A 19,976-nucleotide genomic window follows, 5' to 3' on the forward strand; every position below is an offset into this window, starting at 1 on the left:
GCTGTCTCCTGCAAGTAGTTGAACAAGACCAACTTGCCGAGACTCACTGCGTCTGAGCGCGACTGCTATAGGACAGATCCGAAACGATAACAATGTGATTCAGGGTGCATGAGCAATTGCATGAAACGTTAGGGACGGTGGCGGGATCGTTGTGAGTTCGGTTAAAGGTGCGTTAACTCTGGCTCTTGTGGCCGGGGGAAAGGCGACGTAGGAACACGTGCTGAGTATTGAAGATGCGTTGGGCGATTTACCCGATCCGCGCAGCGCCACGCCACGCCGTGCGCGGGGAAAATGTAAAGATTAGTTATAATTTGCGCGTTTAGCCTGTTTGGGCGATCGTCCCAAAAAATAGGTGATTTACATTGTTCCTGCCGTTAGACAAAAACGGCGCGGGTTTGACGGCCCGATGTTGTGTATGACCGCACTGCCTACGAGAGTAGGTAGTGCTCATCTCTGCGCGTTCTCTATGGGCGGGCGGTGGTGAGGGAGCCGCAAGGCTCGCCGGTTAATGGTCTCACAACCCGGTCCGTCAACCTTGCCACGTGCCCGCTCACCCATCTGTTAGTGAGTGTCGGGCGATTCAGGAACGAACTGGAAATCGCACCATGAGTAAAGCCACTAAGAAGACCCAATCCGCAGCACGTCCCCCTGTTGACGCTATCCAGTACGAAAGACTAGCGCTATCGGCGCACAACTTGTGCGGCCGGCAGTTGGATCAACTCAGGCGACTGTCTATTCTTGCGGCCTCAATATGCAGGAGTCCATCCATGACGAGGGAGGAGCGGCAGAGCCAGAAGGCGCTATTGGAACTGCTGGTTGAAACAGCTGAGGGGTATGAACGGGAGGTGGAATGCGATCGCGAACTGTACCAGGTGATCGCACTCGACGCTAAGGGGGTACCTCACAGTCGCATCACGGCCAACGTTGCGGCGAAACTGCTGTCCGAAGCCGCGCAAGCGGCGGGGGAAACATGGGCTGACGCGGAGCCGAGTACGAGTACGACTGCGACGGGCAAGCCAGTGCCAACAAGACCTGCCGCGAGGGCCGACGAGCAGCAGGCGGTCGTACAACACTGACCAGCCGCAGCGGTGACCACTTCGCACCGGAGAAGATGGTTCGAATTGCTCGCAGTCGATGCGGATGATGCGGTCGATGCGGATGGAGAGGCAGTTATCGTTGTTTGAACTGCCTTATCTAGACCGGGTTCTCCGTTCAGAAAAGGGGACTGCGAGCGTGGAAGCGAGGCACTTGCAGGCGATGTCGAGTCGGATGCGTTTGGTCCCGTTGTCCATAGCAGTTGGTTTCATGAAGTACCCGTCGGCGCGCGCAGCGCCGCCGGAAGTATGACGCCCTTGTCACAAGCACAGGCAGGGGCACGAACACAGATTCCAGATGCACCACTACCGTATGCTGGCTACGGTGCCCACTTAGCATTAGCGGTTTGAGCCGCTTTCTTTGCTTACTTTCTTTGCGGCGGCAAAGAAAGTAAGTGCCTGCCCCGCACAGGGGCGAACGCTAATAGACCACTAACAATTCAAGGAAAGGCCAACGCCGTAGGCGCACCGACACGAACGCGCCGGCAGGCAAACAATTCAAGGAAAGGCCAACACCGTAAGCACACCGACAAAAATGCGCTGCGCAGGCAATCAATTCAAGGAAAGACCAACGCCATAAGCACTCGGACGAAGAAGCGCCGCGCAGGCAAAGAAAGCCAGGAAAAGTCCAACGCCGCAGGCATACAAGCGAACAAGCGAACAAGCGAACAAGCGAACAAGCAAACGAACAAACGCCGCGCAGGCACAAACCCCAAACTCACCCCCCACGGCCCTTACTACGCCGCCAGGTCTCCGACGGCAACTCCCCAAACTGCCCACGATACTCGTTGGAGAAATTCCCAAAATGCCAAAACCCCCACCGCGTAGCGACTTCGGTCACCGAACCAGAACCTCCCAATTCACGCCGCACATGATCAAGCCGAACAGCACGTATATACGCTGAAGGATTCACCCCCAGGGTATCCTCAAACGCATACTGCAACGTGCGCCGGCTCGCACGAAACCGCGCACATAGCTCGGCCACGGACAGCGGGCAATCGGGCGACTCTTCAACCTGCTCACGAACGCTGCGCACGAGTTGCCAGTTCCGCGCGGTACGCGCTTCGACGCTCCCGTGTGGATCCGCATCCCGCACGCCCTGCAAGGCATCGGCAAGACCGAATATCACCGACTTCTCGAACGACGCCGCCACGCCGCGATCGTCGAGCAAAGCCGGCGTCGCAGCCACAGCGTCGAGCATTTGCTTCAGTACCTCGCGAAGGCCCTGCAATCTCGCGGGATCGATATTCAACACGCCCGGCCTCGCACCTAGCAGCAGCGCAATTTCATCGAGCTGCGAGCGCACCCGTTCATCGCTGATCGCACTGGGTTCGATCTCCAGATTCACCACCACGTGCTTGTCCGGCGATAAAAACTCGAACCCGCCATCGCCGGAAAACACATGCAGACCGTCACGATGACTCGTCTGCCCGCACAGGAGCGCATGCCCTTCGAGTTGGAAAGGAACGCCCACGGCAAGCTTGGAGCGCGCCACCTGACCGCGTTGATAAACCGTGCGGTTCAGCCGCTCCACCAGCACCCGTACACCGCCCGCGGCGAACGAACTCACCGAACCGTCGAAGGCGCCGCGCGAAATCTGGCAGTAGCTCTGGTTCCACGCGTCGAGCAACATCGCCTGCTCGTCGATGTTCCGGCAACGGCGAATCTCGACGGCGCTGCTTGTCTGATTGACCGGCTGCATAGCTTCTCCCGATTCCGTTAGCGCTCCCCGAAAGCCTCATGCCGACCAGTGTATGCGAAAAAAAATCCGCGCCGCACCTGGGGTTCAGGCTGTCCGCGCGCGCCCGGCGCGCTCGAATCGCTTCATGTAATGCATTTGTCAGAAAGGCGGATTTTTACGGGATTTTTACTTTTTGCCAATTTTGGATAGTCGCCGCTTTTTGCCGCCCCTACTTTGTGCACAACGCATTGCAACGCACTGGACACTCGAACGGGAGTCGCGCATGAGCAGATCGGCAGGCAGGCTGGAAGGCAAGATCGCAATCGTGTCGGGCGGCGCGACCGGCGCGGGCGGCGCGGCGTCGCTGCTGTTTGCGCAGGAGGGCGCGCAGGTCGCCGTGGTCGACATCAATACCGATGCAGGCGAGGAAGTCGTGACGCGAATTCGCGCGGCGGGCGGCACAGCGGAACTGTTCGCCGCCGATGTCTCGAAGCGCGCCGCCGTGGACGGCGCCGTGGCGAACATCATGGCGCGCTTCGGGCGCATCGACGTGCTGTTCAACCACGCCGGCAGCATCGTCGTGAAGCCGTTCGTCGATACCACCGACGAAGACTACGACTGGCTCATGAACGTCAACGTGAAAAGCATGTTCATGATGACCCGTGCGGTGCTGCCGCATATGCTCGCCGCGGGCGGCGGCTCGATCGTGTGCACGGCGTCGATTTCGTCGGTCGCGGCCACGCCGCTCGAAGTGCTGTACTGCACGACCAAGGGTGCGTGCGCCATGTTCGCGCGCTCGATTGCCGTCGAGTATCGCGACCGTGGCATTCGCTGCAATGCCGTATGCCCTGGTTTCATCGATACGCCGCATGGGCGCCGCGAAATCAGCGCGCTCGCCAAGTATGGCTTCGATGCGAGCGAGGCGGCACTGTCGGTGCAGCAGGGCCGTCTGTGCGCACCGGAAGAAGTCGCCCGCGCCGCGCTCTTTCTCGCCAGCGACGACGCCAGTTTCGTCAATGGCGCACACCTGTACGTGGATAACTGCTTTACGGCTGCGTGAGCCGGTCCTTCGTCGCGCGGTCACGCCTTAGCATCGCTCAGCCGCTTCGTCTTAACCCTGTTCAAAGGATCGCGTCATGGACATCAACACGGCGGTGCCGTCGGCGGAGTCGGCCGACAACGACGTCAAGCTGTTGCACAAGATGGGCTACGCGCAGGAACTGTCCCGGCGCATGGGGGCGTTCTCGAACTTCGCGGTGTCGTTCTCGCTGATCTGCATTCTGTCGGGCGGCATCACGTCGTTCCAGATGGGCTTGTCGGCGGCGGGCGGGGCCTCGATCGGACTCGGCTGGCCGCTCGGCTCGCTGTTCGCGTTGGTCGTGGCGGCGGCGATGGCGCAGATCGCGTCGTCGTATCCGACGGCCGGCGGCCTCTATCACTGGAGTTCGATTCTCGGCGGCAAAATGTGGGGCTGGCTCACTGCCTGGCTGAATCTGCTCGGTCTCGTGTTCGTGGTTGCCGCGATCAATTACGGCACCTATGATCCGTTCTTCCGCACGCTGATCGCGCCGATGTTCGGTGTGAGTCCCGATTCGCTCGGCTGGTGGCAGCAGACGCTCTTTCTGACGGTGATCACCGCTTCGCAAGCATTCCTGAATCATCGCGGCATTCGCATCACCAGCAAGATCACCGACCTGTCGGGCTATCTGATCTTTGTGGTGACAGTCATGCTGGTGGTGTCGCTGCTGGTGTATTCGCCGGTCAAGATCGATCTGTCGCGGCTCTATACGTTCACCAACTTCACGGGTGTCGATGGCGGCGCGTGGCCCAAGCAAACCATCGCCATGGCGTTTCTATCCGGCTTGCTGCTGACCGCTTATACGATCACGGGCTTCGACGCGTCCGCGCATACTTCGGAGGAGACGCATGAGGCGGCGCGCAATGTGCCGCGCGGCATCGTCGGCTCCGTGTTCTGGTCGACGACCTTCGGCTACGTGATGGTATGCGCGTTCGTGCTGGTGATGCCGGATATCGCTGCGGGGGTGAAGCAGGGCACCGGATTCTTCGAAGCGATTCTTGCGCCGATTCCGGGACCGTTGCGCATCCTGATCGAATTGCTGATGTTCTTCATCAACTACGTTTGTGGTCTTGCAGCCGTCACGTCGACCTCGCGCATGATGTTTGCGTTTGCCCGCGACGGCGGCTTGCCTGGCTCGAAGTGGCTGCGCAAGGTGAATGCGGCGCACCGCACGCCGGGCGCGGCGATCTGGACCTCGGCGGTGCTGGCCATCGTGGTGACCTTGTACGGCGATGCGTTTACGGTGCTGAGCGCGGGTAGCGCGGTGTTCCTGTTCATCTCCTACGCGATGCCGATTGCCGCCGGCATTTTCGCCGAGGGGCGCACGTGGAAGGAAAAAGGGCCGTTCCAGTTGGGCATGCTGTCGAAGCCGTTCGCGGTGGCAGCGGTCTTCGGCGCTCTCGTGCTCGCCTATGTCGGCATGCAGCCGCCGAATCAGAAAGTCGTGTACGTGATTGTCGGGTTGCTCGCGGTGTTGCTGGCGATCTGGTACGGAGCGGGTGTGCGCAAGAGCTTTGCGGGTCCGCCGATCGGTAAGGTGTCGAAGGAACGCGAGCAGGAACTGAGCGGGCTGGAGGGGCAGCTGGGGGAAAGCTGACGCGTTGCGAGTGCGCGGCCAGTGGTCGCCACGCATGTCTGAAAAAATAACGTCAGCCGGCTCTGAAGCCGGCTGACGTTTTTACATCATGCGGCATGCCGCATACCGCTGCGGCAGCGGGTTAGATACCGGTGTATCCCACCGGCACCGTCGCGTTGGACTTGGCAATGGACGCGTTGTTCGACACCACATACACCGGCGATTCGGTCAGGTTGAGCGCGAGCGTGCCGTTGCTGTAGTTCGCGATCGACGCATTGCCCATCATGTCGACCACCTTCACCGTGCCGCTCGTGCCCGGTGCGTCCACCGTGAGGCTATACGGCACGCCATAGGTCGAGCTGAAGCCGACGCTCGCGTCCCACACGCTATTGTTGTGCGCCCACAAGGCAGTGATCACCGCGCCGTTACCCACCTGCTGGAACGCGTAGGCGTAGACGCCGGTCGGCGTGCCGTTTACGGGTCCGAGCGTGTGCGTGCCGTCGAGCGTATGCGTCATCGCGCTGATCGCCATCGCGACCGGCTTCGGACTGATGTTCGTCGCGCCAAATGCGCCTTGCGCGTCGCTCAGGTCGAAGAACGTGCCGTAGCCGACTTCGCCCGGATAGTCCGCACCGTAGAACACGTAGGTCTGATCCGCGCCTTCGCCCAGCGTGATGATGTGCATGCGCGCCGCGACCGCCGCTTGCGCGTACAGCACGTTTGCGGTCGGATAGTTCGGACCGTAGGAGGCGCCGAGGTCGTAGCTGATGCCGGCTTCCGTCGAGAACAACTTCATGCCCGTGCGGTAGTCGGTGGCCATTTCCGCGCGCAGAGCGCGCATCTGGCCGCGCAGCGAACCTGAGGCGGTCGAGGGGTCGCTGTCGTAGCGCTCCGGCGGATGCGACGGCGAGGTGCCCGCGTCGTAGTAGCCGTGCGTCGACACCGCGTCGATGTATTGGCCGAAGCCGAGCGGCGCGAGACGCTTCAGACGCGTCGTGGTCAGGCTCGGGAACGCGTCGGCCGGGCCCATCACCACCGCGCTCGAATCGGTCGAGTGGATGCCTTGATAGACGGACTGATACAGCGCGATGAAATTGGCGTCGGTGTCGGTCCAGAACTGGTTGGGCTCCCACGTCACCTGATAGTAGTTCGCCGACTGGGTCGGGAAGTACGCCGCGCGAATCGCGCTCGATTCCGTGCCGACGCGGCTCATGTAGTTCTGGTAATACGAAAGGCTGGTCGGCACGCTCGTGTCGTCCTGGAACGCGCCGGTGCTGCTCGCCCAGGCGGGGATGCCGTCGAGACGGATCAGGCGCATCACGTTACCGGTCTTGTAGAACGGATCGAGATTGCTGGCCGAGGGATTGAACGTGTTCGCGCCGTTCGGCTCCATCGTCGAGAGTTGACGGTCGTCGATCGTCGACGAGATGCCGAGGTCGGCCAGCAGAGGACCGTTGTCGTTCGCGCCTTGCATGCCGAAGCGGTGCTGCTCCTGGTGTGCGTAGGTGACGGCAGGCACGACCTGGGAGAGATTCGGCAGCACACCGAAGGTTGCGATTCCGACTGGACGCGTGCCGGCTTGCGGCAGTTGACCGCCGTTCTGCGCGAGCGTGCCCGTCGCGGCGAAATAGCCGGCGAGCGTCGAGGTGCAGTTGAGCGTGATGGTCTTCGAACCGCTCGGGACGGCGGTGCTGCCGCTCGCCGCCACTCGGCCGATGGTGTCAGTGACGGCCCAGTTCAGCGTGTCGGCGTTCGGCACGTTGGTGCTGAAGGCGAGCTGGAAGGTGCTGCCGGACGCGAAGATGCGCGTGCCGTCCGCGCTGGGCGTGTCGGCGGAAAGGGTGGCGCTGCCGGAACCCGCCGAGACAGCCGGCGATGCACAACTGAGTGTGGCGATGACGTTGCCCGCGCCGTTCACCGTGGCGGTGCCGCCGGTGCTGCTGTTGCCCGCCGCAGTCGAGTTGGACGAGCCGGAGCTGCCGTTGAGCTGCGTTGTTGCGTTGCTGGCGCCATTACCGCCGCCGCCACCGCCGCAGCCTGCTAGTGCCAGGGAAAGTGTCGAGAGTAGGAGTAGTTGCGATTTCATCAATCTCTAACCAATGCGTTTTTTGAACGTACGAATCCGTGCCGCTCGTCATGGCGGAACTGGCGGAATCGGACGGCCGGGGAAGGTGTGACGAAAACAACTAACGTCTTGAGGAACAGCGCATTCCACATCGGAGTGCTTGAGTTCATCGCGCCGTTCGATGAACTTTTTACTGTCCTGTAAGCAGGAAAGGCTCGGATGGGAAGAATCGACAGCAACAATACGCATTAGTATGTTTAAAAGAAGTAACGAGTCGTTACGTATGAACAATGCCGCAGTACTAATTGCATTGATCGAATCAAAAAAATACGTGTGAGGAGACTAGTTCTTATCCGCCATTCGAAAGTAGGGTCGAAGAGATTTGCAACGGATGCCTAACTATGCGAATCAGGGTAAACCGCGGAGAAGTGGGCGATAGCGCTCATTCCATAGCCGATGGAGTCTTGGAGATGGCGTAAAAGTGCTGGGCCTTCGGTGTAAGGTTTTCTCGCGACAGTGACTTCGCAGCGGAACTGGCGCTGTTTTACGGAGACGAGGCGGTGTCCCGCGAAAGGGGCGCGCCGGATAAACGATGATGGATGCCGACGTTTTGGGGCGGGTGCTTTGCTCGTCGGCTTGTCCATCCGCTGCGCAAAAAAGGCGGTTATCCAGAGAGATAAATCGTGAGAATTCTTCAATTGGTTCATGCGCCGCGACTATCCGGGGCAGAGGTACTCGTAAAGGGTCTCGCGATTCAGCATCAGCGCGGCGGCCATCAAGTCTGCATTGCGTCGCTGCTTCCCCAGCAGGACGATTTCGTCGGCATTCGCGCAGAGCTGGAAGCCGCGGGTGTCACCTGCCTGTTCCCGAGCACTCGCTACGGCAGGGTGGGCAAACTGCTGCACCTGTATCGCGTGGTGCGCCAGTTCCGTCCCGACTTCATCGTGGCGCATGCCACGCTCGCCGCGCTCTACGTGCGTCTTCTGCCCGTGCACACGCCGATCGCCTGGGTGATGCACTCCGGTGTCAACGACTTCGAGAACGGCGCGCTCAAGCAGGCCGAACGCCTCCTTTCACGGCGCGCGAGAGCGATCATCGGCGTGTCGCAGCAAAACATCGACGACTACCTGCGAGAGATCGGCAGGCATCCGGCGATGGTCGTGATCCCGAATGGCGTGGACGCGTCGCTGTTCGCCGAAGACAGCAACACATCCGCACCGGATCTCGCCGTGCCTGCGAAACAGATTGTTCAGCTGGGCCGTTATATAGAAGGGAAGAGCCAGCTGCACACGATTCGCGCATTCGAGCGTGTCGTGCAGAGCGAGTCTGAAGCGCGCCTGCTGCTATGCGGTGTGGTCGAGGACGTTTCCTATCACGAGGCGGTGCTGTCGCTGGTTCATCAGCTCGGACTGGACAGCCGCGTGACGGTCTGCGGGCCACGTCTGGATGTGGCCGCGATCCTTCGGACCTCGCGGGTCTTTGCCATGCCTTCACGTTTCGAAGCGCAGAGCATCGGCTTTCTGGAGGCGCTCGCCTCGGGTATTCCTGTCGTGGCGAGCCGGATTCCGTCGTTCGGCTTTGCCAGTGGATTTGCCGGCGTCACTCTCGTCGATACGGCGGACCCTGAGGCCTATGGCGGCGCGTTGCTCAGGGCGCTCGACATGCCGCGTGCGAAACGGCAACTGGCGGGTTACACGTTGCACGACACGGCAGATCGCTACATGACGATCGCGCGGCAGTTCGTGCAGCCGCTGCGAGTGTCGACCTGAACCGGGTCGGATCGATCGGCTCGCGTTACTGCGCCAACCGGTCGATCCGCACCGTTTCCGAGAACAGCCCCGGCAGTTCAGCGAGTTCTTGGGCTGGGCCCAGCGCGAAACCGTCGCTTACCGGATAGCGTGTCAGCGCCGGTGCGCCGCCGGTGAAATAGAAATCGCCGAGCGTCGCGTCGGTTCGTCGGTAAAGCACGAGCGCTGAATTGCGCTTGTCGTGCACGAAAGCCGGAAAGACATCCGACCACGACATGCCACGCAAGGTCGCCGCCTGAACCGGCGCGCCGTTCGCATCCGCTGCGTCGAGCGTGGCAATGTCGATGACCGCGTCCTCGTCCGTCCCGTCGAGATGCGGAGTCAAAAAAATCAGCGTATCGCCTGCGTTGCCTTGCGCGGCACCCACCGTCACTTTGACGAAGTCGGGCAGGAAACTCGCTGGCAATAGTTTGCGTTCGCCGATGGTCATGCGCGTGCCGTCGTTGGCGATTGGCGTGAGCGCGAGCCGTCCGTCCGCTCCATCCACCGCGACCAGGGACGCGCGTGATCCGCCGGTTCGGACTGGCAGGAGATTGACGTTTTGCCGCAGCGTTTTTGCCTGCGCCAGGAGTGTCGGTGCTGTGCCCGATGAACCGGCTGAGCCTGTGGAAGACGTCAGCCAGAGGTCGAGCCCGCTATCGGTGCGCTTCTGCGCGAGCAGCACGCCGGCACGTCCTGTTCCGCCGAAATCGGCCGCCACATATTGCTGTGTCAACTCGGGCCTGAATGCACGGCTGGTCTGGAGCCAGAGACGCGGGGCCTCGAAGTGCTCGCCGGTACTGCGAAGCAACCAGAACGCGGTGCCGCCGTGGCGCGCGGTGATGATCATCAGGTCGGCCTTGCCGTCGCCGTCGAAGTCGCCGAGCAGAAAGCGCGCGCTATCGAAGCACAGTTTGTCATCCGCGCAACTGGGCGCCGTGGCGCGGGGATCGAAAGGGACAATGCCGGCGTACCAGAGGGCGGGTGGCGCCGCTTTCACGAGCGACGCCGCATACACGTTGAAGCCGGGTCCGTCGTGTTGCCGTTGCACGTAGACCGCGGCTTGCTCCCCCGTGCCGCCGATGTCGCCGACCATCGCGGCAGCGAGCCGCAGATCGGTGGCTTGAGTGCGTTGCGTGGTCGCCCAACGGTAGCGCGTGGTGAGCAGGGTGCAGCCGCGCATGGTGAGCTTGCCGTCGTTTTCGCCGAGACAGTGCCGCAGCGGCGTGTAAACGAGGCCGAAGTCCCACGGCGTCCAGCGTTGCGCCATGTCCCATTGATCGCAGGTCTCGGAGATCAGATAGCCGTCGCGCTCGGCGATGCATTGCGAAGTCGCAACGCTGACGAGCGCGGCGTTGCGCGTATTGCCGGGATAGACAGTCACGGGATCCCAACGCCATTGTTGCGCGGCTGAGCCCGTGCACGCGGCGAGTGTCGGCGCCCGGCCGCTGCCCGCCGAGGTCAGGCAGCGGCTCGCCGCCGCATTGAAGAGCTGAATGGGATGCGCTTGAAAATCCGCCATGCGGCGGTCGCTGCGATCGGCAAAGGCATAGCGGCGCGCGACCCAATTGCCGTTCCACTGAAACTCGCCGAATACGTGCGAAAAGTCGCTGCCGTCGACAGAAAAATAGCTGGCGACGATATCGCGCTTGCGTTGAACTTCGGCCGCCGGCACGTTGCCGGGCCAGTCGCCGGTCGGATAGGTAATGTGGTATTCGATCGGCACGCTTTTGTTCAGCGTCTGGGCGACGTGGCGCGTGATGCGCGCGGTGTAGATGTGATCGGGATGCTCGAGAAACGGTACGGTGTCCGGATTGAGCGTGTAGATTTGCGATGCCCCGGCGAGTATTGCTTTCAGTGTGGCCGACAGCGAGGCCCGGTCGTATTGCACGCGCACGGAGCCGTCGGCATTCATCGGATAGGTGGAAAGCGTGGCGTGCTGTTCCCACAGGAGGCCGAGCGGTTCGCGGCCGCCGCGCACGGCGCCGCCGGGCAGGCGGAATTCGAGCAGACGGACTTGCGGCTTCGCCTTCAGCACCATCTGATGCACGAGCTTACCGGCGATCGGAATATTCGTTTCGATCCATTCATCAGGCACTCCCGCCATGCGTGCATATGCGAGCCGCGAGGCCCGCTCGCGGGTCTGCACGTAAGCGAAATCCGCGCCGTTGGCGCCGCCGATCAGATGCACCGTGGTGATGCACCAGCCGGCGTCGAGCCGCTCGCTGATGGCGGGGTCCACGAAGAGCAGATCGTCGTCGAGGTGGGCGACGACGGTCACCAGCGTGCCGGCGCCGCAATCTGCCGCACGCGCGGAACTGGGAAGGAAAGCGAAGAAAAGTAGCGCTAGAAAAGCAATGGATGAATCGCGAACGAACCTGGCTGGCGATGATCGCATGTTGATTCGGGCCCTGACGGTGGGTTCGATCATACTGCACCGGCATGGGCCGCCGCGTTGGCGAACTCACAGTGGGCGTTACTTTGCGCGCCGCCGGCCGGTCATGGGAGCGCCGGGGCTTACTGGTGCCAACGGCAGCCGTGGCGTTAGCGCTGGCGCTAGCGGAAATAGGCCTTGGTGTTCTCGTGAACGTCGGGGCGCGCGAGCAGATCGGAAGGCGCAAGCCAGAGATAACCGCTGTGCTGGTCGAGCCGGCCTATCGAGAGGGTGCTGGTGAACTGCAGCGCATAGGCAAGCACGATGTAGTGTGTCGACACGTCAGGCTCGGCGGCGAAATTGTCTGCGTAGTGGTGCTCGAAAACGCCCTCGAAGCGGGCGGTCGAGCGTCTCAGTCTTGCGATGCCCAATTCGGCGTCGGCGATGCGTGTGAACGCTGCATCGAGCGTTTCGTCTTTGAGAATGCGGCCGCCGGGAACGAACCATGTGCCGCGAGCCGGACGATTGCGCCGATGACCGACCAGCACGCGGCCCTCGGCGTCGCTGACGATCAGATCGATCGCGACCAGCGGTGTCAGACGCACCACGTCCAGGAAATCGATCTCGGTCAGCATGTCATCTCCTGCGGGGCGCGCGCCGGTCGGGCGCGGGTTGGTCGTGAGGTGAATCCAGAACAATTCTGAAAGCGCGATTCTGAAGGCGTCAGTAGTCACGACCGTGCTCATCGTCCCGGGTGAGACGATTCGACACATTCGCCAGCAGCAGTGCGACCAGAATCGCGCCGATCGTGGCGAACAGAAACGCCCCGGCCATCGCGGCCAGCACCAGCATTGTCCATGCGAGGCCGTTCATGTCTCGGCTCCAGCGCGTCGATATGCGTGCGATCCAGCATTCGCCTGGATTCTACGTGCGCCAACAACGCGCTGCCCTGTCACATCACGCCGAAGTATCGGCACATCGCGACAGGGTGCGGTGGCGGCCGATGCGGCCGCGGCGGCCACCACGCGCGCCGTGCGCGGCACATCCGGAGAGACGCATTCAGCGAGGTGCGTAGCCCTCCGGCGTCGTGACCGAGTCCTTGAACACGCCGGCGTTGGCGGAGACCACATAAATGGGCGCCGGCGACAGCTTGAGACTCGCGACACCGTCGCGATACGGCAAGCTCGATGCGTTGCCCATCATGTCGAACACGGTCACTTCGCCCGACGTCCCGGGCGTGTCGACACGCAGACGATAGTCCGCGCTCTGGCTCGCGCTGAAGCCGGTTTTGGCGTTCCATGCGTCGTTGTCATGCATCCACAACGCGGTCACGATCTTGCCGCCGCCGAGCCGGCGGAACGCGTACGCGTAGACGCCTTTCGGTAAATCCTTGAGCGGCCCGAGCGTATCCGTTCCGTCGACGAGCCGCGTCATCGCGGCCACTGCGAGCGCGGCCGGCTTGGGGCTGATGCGAGCGGCGCCGTACGCGCCATTCGGGTGATCGAGTTCGAAAAAAACACCATAGCCGGGCGCGGCGTCCGGCATGTCCGCGAGGTAGAACACATAGGTCATGTCCGCGCCTTCGCCGAGCAGGATGAGATGCGTGCGCGCCACGACCGCTGCTTGCGCATACAGCACGTTCGCGCCCGGATAGTTCTTGCCATACGCCGCGCCGATGTCGTAGCTGATGCCAGTCTCGGTGACGAATAGCGGCGCGCCGGGTTTCAGGTACTGGTGCAGCTCGTGGCGCAGCGCGCGCATCGCGGCGGGCAGCGCGCCCGGCACGGTGCCCTGGTTGCCTGGGTCGGCCACGCGCTCGGGAGGGTGCGACGGCGTCGTGCCGATGTCGTAATAGCCGTGAATCGTCATACCGTCCATATAGCGGCCGATCCCGAGCGGACCGAGACGGCGCATCCACGTGACATTCGCCTGCACCGAGGCATACGTCACGCCCATCACCACGGCATGCGGGTCCGTCTGATGAATGCCCTCCCAGACAGCCTTATACATCGCGACGAAATTCGCGTCGGTATCGCGCCACGGCAGGCCGCCGTCGGCGTCCGGTTCCCACGTCACCTGATAGTAGTTGTCGCGCTGTTTGGGGAAGTAGGTCATCCGCGTGCGGTTGGACTCGGCGCCGACTTTGGCCATGTAGTCCTTCATCTGCGCGAGCGAGGTCGGTGCGTAGCTGTGCGTCTCCTTGCCGGTCGGGCTTGCCCACTGAGGAATGCCGTCGAGCTGGATCAGGCGCATGATGTCGCCGCGCCGGAAATAGGGGAGCAGCTGCTTGTTCGCAGGATCGAAGGTGCCCGCGTTTTTCGGCTCCTCCATGTACCAGTTGCGGTTGTCGTTCGCCCATGACAGACCGAGCGCGGTATAGACGGGCCGATAGCCGTCGCCGTCGCAACAGTGCTGTCCGGGTGCGAGGTAGGCGGTGCCCTGTCCGCCGAATCGATGCAGATCTTCGTAGGGAAAGCGAACGGCTGGCAACGCAGCGGAGGTGTCGGGCAGTATGCCGAAAGTGGCGATGCCCGCAGGACGTGTGCCGCGCGATTCGAGCTGACCGTGGGCGCGTTCCAGCGTGGCGGAGACGGCGAAGTAGCCGGCAACGGTCGACGCGCAATTGAGGGTCGACAGCGTGGCGCCCGCCGCAACGGGAAAGCGGCCGCTGGCACGCGCGGTATTCCAGCTGTCGCGGATCTGCCAGTTGAGCGTGTCGTTTTGCGTCGGACGTGTTGTGAAGACGAGCGCGAAAGGTTTGTCCACGGCGAACAGGCGCGTGCCGTCGCCAGGCGTGTCCGCTTCCAGCAGATCGCCGTTTGCGGGCGCACGCGTTTGTGAGGACGGCGCGGCGCAGCGCAGGCCCTGTCCGGGCGGCGCTTTCAAGGAAGTGGGCACCGTTGCCGCGGATTCTGGCGCGGGGGCCGTCGCAGTGTCCTTGTTAGCCGAGGCCGGCGCTGCAGCGGTGTTCCGGGCCGCCGCGCTCGAATCAGCCGCGCTCTGCGCAACCGCGCAACGCTTTTCCACACCGGGTGCCGGATCGCCGAACACACCGTTGTTGCAATCGGCGCTGTTAGAAAACGTCTTGATGACATGTTGCTCGACCGTGCCGTACAGCACGTCGCGTGTACCGCTGAACTGGCAGGTGCCGTATTCCGCCGCGCAGGGCGCCCACTTTCGGCCGTCAATCGTCAGATCGGCATTGCTCGCGCTGTCAGGACCGGCCGAACCCGCTGCTGCACCATACGAGGAGGTTGTCAGGATGCCCAGCACGATCAATGCCGCCGCGGAGGTGGCGCGCAGCACTAACCCGTGGACACCAGAGGCGCCGGCGAGTGATGGCGGCGCGCGATATTCGCGAACATCAGACATATGTTCCCCATGTCGTTCGACGATTGAGGTCGGGCACGTTCCTGCACCAAAGCGTCGCCGGATTGCTAGTTGACCAGGCCAGAGCCGCCTCAGGCTACCTCGTGTTGCAGAGTGTTGCGGAAACCACATAGGCTATTTCCGCAATTCGATGGCGTAAACGTACCGGCTCTCATCCGACAGAATCCGTCATTGGCCCGTCTATTGCCCGGCGGAATAAAGGTGTCTTATTGCCGTGTTTCACGTCTGAAACATTAATCGTCATGTTTATATTCTCCAGATCGAGTAACAACAAATTAGATAATTTTTTTCTCGCGAAAATTGCTTATATTGGATGCAGCTTTATATGTCCCTGCCGACCGAATATATTGTCAGAAGAAAGCCCTTCGGGCATCCGGTAAGAGTAAAGACTGGTGCAAGCAAGGGGCTGCCCTCATTCTGGCGATCTGGTGGAAAGAAGTCACTTCAAATCTGCGGAATGTCGGGCAGATCAAATTGCGACTCAAGCATTTCGAGTGGCGATTGTATGTGCATCAGCGCACAAAAAATCACATTAATCAGCAACTGGATTCGCGGAATGTAAATTCATTCATATGCGGAATCGGTATTCAATTCACTGAAAAAATAGTAGCGGAACAATTGTTCCGAAAATCACTGGCTGGCCACCCTGTTGAAACGCCAACATGTCTGCAGATTCGGTCATGGCGGCTAAATGCTTGATTGCGGATGGCTATGATGCACTGCACAGAGCATCCCTCTGTGTGGGCGTTCAAGGTTGAAGAGTAGATCCGTTTTCTGGAGAGAGGATGACTATGACCTGCGCGAGTCTCGAGTCTGCAATGTTGCGCTGGGTGCACGCACCGAACAAAGGTATGCGTCGCATCGCAGTCCTGATGTTCAACGACTGCTCGCTGCAAGGCGCGGGCGTGGTTGCCGAGGTGTTCCAGGCGGCCAACGAACTGGCATCGTCCGGTTCGGGTGGCTGGTTGTATGACGTTTCCTTCCTGTCGGCCGACGGCGGCATGGTGACTTCGTCATCCGCACTGCGGGTCTGGACCGACGGGCTCGACGCCCGGCATTACGGCGGCTTCGACGCGTTGTACGTTGCGGGCGGCAAAGGCGCATTCGCCGCAGCCGGCGACGAGCGGCTGATCGCCTGGTTACGGCGTGTTCGCCGCAATACCGGCATGATCCGGCCGATCGCGGAAGGGCGCGCGCTGCTTGAAGCGGCCTATGTGCCGGACGGCAAGGAAATCGGTGAATTCCGCCAGGCCCAGCCGATGGCGTCGCGCCAGACTGAGCAGAACGGCGATGCGGGCGACCGGCTTGAATCGATGAGAAGCGCGCTCGCCATGATCAAGCGCGATCTCGGCAGCGCGACCGCTCGCACGGTGGCCGAGCGCCTGCTCGCCGATTCGTGCTCGAACCTCGCACCGTTGCTCGGTGAAGACGGCGGTTTGAGCCCTGGCGACAAAGTGCGCGCGGCGGCCCGCTGGCTGCAAGAGAATTGCCAGCAATCGATTTCGATTGCCGATGCGGCGCAGTTCGCCGCGATGAGCGAGCGCAACTTCCTGCGCCGCTTCAAGATGGAAATGGGTATCACGCCCTCGAGTTTCCTGTTGCATGAGCGCCTCGCGGTGACCTGCAGCCTGCTGACCGAGTCGGAATTGCCGGTGGACAAGATTGCGCGGCGCACCGGCATGGGTAACGGTGACCGCCTTGCGAAGGTTTTCCGCAAGCGGATGAGAATTTCCCCCACCGAGTTCCGGATTCAAAGCCGCCGAATGGTCGGCGGATAGCGCACCGCGAACCGGCTGAACGCGGCCATCGCACCGTAGCTTCGTATCGTGCCGCGGTAATTATTTCCTCGATCTTGAACAATTATAAGGAATCCGAAAATGTTGGATAAGGGACCTGTGAGTGTTGCATCGACGAACCCGGACGGCGCCAGTGCCGGCACTGCCGGTACGCATTGCGCGCGCATTGTCCCGGTCATTCTTGCCGGTGGCTCGGGCACGCGGCTGTGGCCGGTGTCGCGCGAAAACTATCCGAAGCAACTGATCGACGTGGTCGGCTCCGACTCGCTGCTCCAGGCGACCGCGCGCCGTATGGACGGCTTCCCTGCCGGCTGGAGCGTGGACGTGTCGCCGATCATCGTGTGCGGCGAAGAACACCGGTTCGTGATCGCTGAGCAGCTTCTGCAAAACGGCGTCGAAGCGCGTCTGATCGTCGAGCCTGCGCGGCGCGATACGGCGCCTGCGCTGACGCTCGCGGCGTCGCTCGCGTGCAGGGACGGTGACGACGCGATTCTCATCGTGATGCCGGCCGACCATTCGATTGCGGATGTGCCCGCGCTGCAAGCTGCGCTGGAACATGCCGCCAGATACGCGGAACGGGGTTCGATCGCCACGCTGGGCGTGCCGCCCACGCGCCCGGATACCGGCTTCGGCTATATCCGCGTTGGCGCGGAATTGCCCGATGGCGGCCATGCGATCGACGGCTTCGTCGAGAAGCCGGCCGAGGAAATTGCCGCGCAGTACGTCGCTGCGGGCATGTATTGGTGGAACGCGGGGATCTTTGTCGTGCGGGCGCGCGTGTGGCTCGATACGCTGAAACGCTTGCAGCCCGAGATGCACGCGGCCTGCGAACGTGCATTCGCAAACGGCCGCGCCGAAGGCGCGTATTTCCGTCCGCTGGCGGATGCCTTCCTGAGTTCACCCGCCGACTCGATCGACTATGCCGTGATGGAGCGTCTCACCGATGTGAGCGACGCGAATGCCTCGGACGAAAACACCGAGACAGCGCCGACGCGCGCCACCAGCCCTCAAGCGCCCGAGGCGAAGCCGTCCGGTGTCGTCGTGCGGCTCGACGCGGGCTGGTCGGATCTCGGTTCCTGGGACGCCGTCTGGGCCGCGATGGAGAAGGACGCCAACGGCAACGCCGGGCGCGGCCGCGTGACGTTCGAAGGCGCGGTGTCGAGCTATGCGCATTCAGAAGGCCGGCTCGTCGCCTGTGTCGGCACGACCAATGTGGTGGTCGTCGAAACGGCGGACGCCGTGCTGGTGGTCGACCGCTCGCACGTGCAGGACGTCAAGGGCCTGGTGTCGCGCATCAAGGCGCAGCACGCGCCCGAGGCCGATGCGCATCGCAAGGTGCGGCGCCCGTGGGGTTTCTACGATTCCATCGACCACGGTGAACGCTTCCAGGTGAAGCGCATCGTCGTCACGCCAGGCGCGAAGCTTTCGCTGCAACTGCATCACCACCGGGCTGAACACTGGGTCGTCGTGCGCGGCACGGCGCTCGTCACGCGTGGTGAAGAACAGTTCCTGCTGAGCGAAAACGAATCGACCTTCATTCCGCTCGGCACACGTCACCGGCTCGAGAACCCGGGGAAAGTCCCGCTCGAAATCATTGAAGTCCAGTCTGGCACGTATCTCGGTGAAGACGACATTGTGAGGTTCAACGACAACTACGGCCGCTGTCCGTGACAGCGCCCTCAATCATGTGCGGAAGAGAACGAACGGCAAAAACGAGGTAAGCAAAATGCGCAAGTTCCAGGATTTGTTCGCGCGAATTATCGATGTCGCGTTGGTGCTCGCGGGTGCGGCGGTGGCGTCGCAGATCCGCTTTGATTACCTCGCTCAATCCGGGTTCTATTGGGCGCTCGTGATGTTTTCCGCCGCCTTCGCGCTGGCCATCTTTCCGGCGTTCGGCGTGTATGAATCGTGGCGCGGCCGTTCCAAGCTCTCGCTGGCCGGCCAGGTGTCGCTCGCGTGGCTGATGGTGCAGGCCAGTGCGCTTGTGCTGATGTATTCGCTGCACCGGATCGACTTCGTCTCGCGGCTGTGGTTCTCGTACTGGACGGCGATGACGGGCGGCATGCTGATTGCCTACCGGCTGATCACGCATGCGGTGCTGGCGCGTGCGCGCAGTGCCGGCCTGAATTTGCATCAGGTTGCGATCGTCGGCAGCGGCTCGCAATGCGACGCGATTATCCGGCGGATCGATTCGGACCCCGGCACAGGCTTTCGCGCCACGGCCGTCTATAACACGCGCCCGGACGTGTCTGCTGTGACCAGCGCACGGGTGCCTGTCTGCGAAACGGTGGATGCGCTTGCCGACTACATTCGCACCAACGACGTGCACGAGCTGTGGCTGATGGTGTCGCTCGCGGAAGAGCCCCTGATCTGCAAGCTGATCAGCGAGTTTCGCGACGATCTGGTGAATATTCGCTTCATACCGGACGTGCGCAGCATTGCATTGTTCGATGGCAGCGGCGTGATCGATCTGCTCGGCGTGCCGGCGATCAACCTGGTTGCGTCGCCGCTGTCGGCCAGTTCGATGTTGAAGAAGGAAATCTTCGACCGCCTGTTCGCGGCGTCGGCCTTGATCGGCCTCGCGCCGCTCCTGCTCTGCATTGCGATTGCGGTGAAGCTTTCGTCGCGCGGCCCGGTTCTCTTCAAGCAGAAGCGCAAAGGCGCGGACGGCCGCGTATTCACGATCTACAAGTTCCGCTCGATGCGACTGCATGCCGAGCCGAAGGGCACGCTCATACAGGCGACGCGAGACGATCCGCGCGTCACGCGCGTCGGCGCATTTCTGCGCCGCACGAGCCTCGACGAACTGCCGCAATTTTTCAACGTGTTGCGTGGCGATATGTCGGTCGTCGGACCGCGTCCCCATGCACTCGAGCACGACGACCTCTATCAGAAAGTGGTTGCCGGCTACATCAATCGCTATCGGATCAAGCCGGGCATTACAGGCTGGGCGCAGATCAACGGCTTTCGTGGCGAAACCGACCGCATCGAGAAGATGGAGCGTCGCGTCGAACATGACCTGTACTACCTGGGGCATTGGTCGTTCGCACTCGATATGCGGATTATCGGCGCGACGATTGTCGCCGGACTGGCGCATCGAAACGCTTACTGAGTACTAAGTAGTTAACAAGCACG

The 19,976-nt window shown here is 62.1% G+C and carries 13 protein-coding genes; 7 read left to right on the plus strand and 6 right to left on the minus strand.

Annotated elements, in window-relative coordinates; all coding sequences use genetic code 11:
• The first annotated feature begins 605 nt into the window (after window positions 1-605).
• The gene (locus tag DSC91_RS28825) at window positions 606-1,076 is read left to right on the plus strand and encodes a hypothetical protein (RefSeq protein ID WP_115781969.1); all 471 of its coding nucleotides are present in this window, start codon (window positions 606-608) and stop codon (window positions 1,074-1,076) included.
• Between the two features lie 736 nt (window positions 1,077-1,812).
• Here the strand turns inward: DSC91_RS28825 and DSC91_RS28835 are convergent.
• The gene (locus DSC91_RS28835; protein WP_279636320.1) at window positions 1,813-2,727 is read right to left on the minus strand and encodes a helix-turn-helix domain-containing protein; all 915 of its coding nucleotides are present in this window, start codon (window positions 2,725-2,727) and stop codon (window positions 1,813-1,815) included.
• A gap of 331 nt (window positions 2,728-3,058) precedes the next feature.
• On the opposite strand from DSC91_RS28835, the gene DSC91_RS28840 reads away from it, so the two are divergent.
• Together DSC91_RS28840 and DSC91_RS28845 are read left to right on the plus strand one after the other, a co-directional pair.
• Entirely contained in the window at window positions 3,059-3,835 is a 777-nt protein-coding gene (locus DSC91_RS28840; RefSeq protein ID WP_115781972.1) for an SDR family NAD(P)-dependent oxidoreductase, read from the plus strand.
• A gap of 76 nt (window positions 3,836-3,911) precedes the next feature.
• Window positions 3,912-5,450 (plus strand): amino acid permease, encoded by a 1,539-nt coding sequence (locus tag DSC91_RS28845; protein ID WP_115781973.1) that lies wholly within the window; start codon window positions 3,912-3,914, stop codon window positions 5,448-5,450.
• Window positions 5,451-5,571: 121 nt separating this feature from the next.
• Here DSC91_RS28845 and DSC91_RS28850 read toward each other — a convergent pair whose 3' ends face one another.
• Window positions 5,572-7,515 (minus strand): hypothetical protein, encoded by a 1,944-nt coding sequence (locus DSC91_RS28850; protein WP_115781974.1) that lies wholly within the window; start codon window positions 7,513-7,515, stop codon window positions 5,572-5,574.
• A gap of 662 nt (window positions 7,516-8,177) precedes the next feature.
• Between DSC91_RS28850 and DSC91_RS28855 the strand changes: the two genes are divergently transcribed.
• The gene (locus DSC91_RS28855; RefSeq protein ID WP_115781975.1) at window positions 8,178-9,263 is read left to right on the plus strand and encodes a glycosyltransferase family 4 protein; all 1,086 of its coding nucleotides are present in this window, start codon (window positions 8,178-8,180) and stop codon (window positions 9,261-9,263) included.
• Between the two features lie 25 nt (window positions 9,264-9,288).
• On the opposite strand, the gene DSC91_RS28860 is transcribed toward DSC91_RS28855, so the two are convergent.
• The 4 genes from DSC91_RS28860 to DSC91_RS28870 all read right to left on the minus strand — a co-directional run bounded on the left by DSC91_RS28860 (window position 9,289) and on the right by DSC91_RS28870 (window position 15,027).
• On the minus strand, window positions 9,289-11,679 hold the full coding sequence (locus tag DSC91_RS28860) for a PIG-L family deacetylase (protein WP_115781976.1): 2,391 nt from the start codon (window positions 11,677-11,679) through the stop codon (window positions 9,289-9,291).
• Between the two features lie 158 nt (window positions 11,680-11,837).
• Window positions 11,838-12,290 carry a GDP-mannose mannosyl hydrolase gene (locus tag DSC91_RS28865; RefSeq protein WP_115781977.1) on the minus strand — a complete coding sequence of 151 codons (453 nt, stop codon included), beginning with the start codon at window positions 12,288-12,290 and terminating at the stop codon, window positions 11,838-11,840.
• Window positions 12,291-12,378: 88 nt separating this feature from the next.
• Window positions 12,379-12,528, minus strand: a complete 150-nt coding sequence (locus tag DSC91_RS37945) for a hypothetical protein (protein WP_167470530.1) — start codon at window positions 12,526-12,528, stop codon at window positions 12,379-12,381.
• A gap of 186 nt (window positions 12,529-12,714) precedes the next feature.
• The gene (locus tag DSC91_RS28870; protein WP_115781978.1) at window positions 12,715-15,027 is read right to left on the minus strand and encodes a hypothetical protein; all 2,313 of its coding nucleotides are present in this window, start codon (window positions 15,025-15,027) and stop codon (window positions 12,715-12,717) included.
• Window positions 15,028-15,836: 809 nt separating this feature from the next.
• On the opposite strand from DSC91_RS28870, the gene DSC91_RS28875 reads away from it, so the two are divergent.
• From DSC91_RS28875 to DSC91_RS28885, 3 genes are all read left to right on the plus strand, one after another.
• The gene (locus DSC91_RS28875; protein ID WP_115781979.1) at window positions 15,837-16,823 is read left to right on the plus strand and encodes a GlxA family transcriptional regulator; all 987 of its coding nucleotides are present in this window, start codon (window positions 15,837-15,839) and stop codon (window positions 16,821-16,823) included.
• 99 nt (window positions 16,824-16,922) lie between these two features.
• Complete coding sequence (locus tag DSC91_RS28880) at window positions 16,923-18,512, plus strand: sugar phosphate nucleotidyltransferase (protein WP_115781980.1); 1,590 nt, start codon at window positions 16,923-16,925, stop codon at window positions 18,510-18,512.
• Between the two features lie 55 nt (window positions 18,513-18,567).
• Window positions 18,568-19,953, plus strand: a complete 1,386-nt coding sequence (locus DSC91_RS28885; RefSeq protein ID WP_115781981.1) for an undecaprenyl-phosphate glucose phosphotransferase — start codon at window positions 18,568-18,570, stop codon at window positions 19,951-19,953.
• The last annotated feature ends 23 nt before the right edge of the window (window positions 19,954-19,976 follow it).

The organism is Paraburkholderia caffeinilytica, from assembly GCF_003368325.1.
Lineage (GTDB): Bacteria > Pseudomonadota > Gammaproteobacteria > Burkholderiales > Burkholderiaceae > Paraburkholderia > Paraburkholderia caffeinilytica.

Bases quoted from the DNA above. Each gene is read 5' to 3' on its own strand.
- DSC91_RS28880 (WP_115781980.1), top strand. From the start codon at position 16,923: ATGTTGGATAAGGGACCTGTGAGTGTTGCATCGACGAACCCGGACGGC.
- DSC91_RS28825 (WP_115781969.1), top strand. From the start codon at position 606: ATGAGTAAAGCCACTAAGAAGACCCAATCCGCAGCACGTCCCCCTGTT.
- DSC91_RS28845 (WP_115781973.1), top strand. From the start codon at position 3,912: ATGGACATCAACACGGCGGTGCCGTCGGCGGAGTCGGCCGACAACGAC.
- DSC91_RS28870 (WP_115781978.1), bottom strand. From the start codon at position 15,027: ATGTCTGATGTTCGCGAATATCGCGCGCCGCCATCACTCGCCGGCGCC.
- DSC91_RS28885 (WP_115781981.1), top strand. From the start codon at position 18,568: ATGCGCAAGTTCCAGGATTTGTTCGCGCGAATTATCGATGTCGCGTTG.
- DSC91_RS28860 (WP_115781976.1), bottom strand. From the start codon at position 11,679: ATGCGATCATCGCCAGCCAGGTTCGTTCGCGATTCATCCATTGCTTTT.
- DSC91_RS28850 (WP_115781974.1), bottom strand. From the start codon at position 7,515: ATGAAATCGCAACTACTCCTACTCTCGACACTTTCCCTGGCACTAGCA.
- DSC91_RS37945 (WP_167470530.1), bottom strand. From the start codon at position 12,528: ATGAACGGCCTCGCATGGACAATGCTGGTGCTGGCCGCGATGGCCGGG.
- DSC91_RS28840 (WP_115781972.1), top strand. From the start codon at position 3,059: ATGAGCAGATCGGCAGGCAGGCTGGAAGGCAAGATCGCAATCGTGTCG.
- DSC91_RS28875 (WP_115781979.1), top strand. From the start codon at position 15,837: ATGACCTGCGCGAGTCTCGAGTCTGCAATGTTGCGCTGGGTGCACGCA.
- DSC91_RS28835 (WP_279636320.1), bottom strand. From the start codon at position 2,727: ATGTTGCTCGACGCGTGGAACCAGAGCTACTGCCAGATTTCGCGCGGC.
- DSC91_RS28865 (WP_115781977.1), bottom strand. From the start codon at position 12,290: ATGCTGACCGAGATCGATTTCCTGGACGTGGTGCGTCTGACACCGCTG.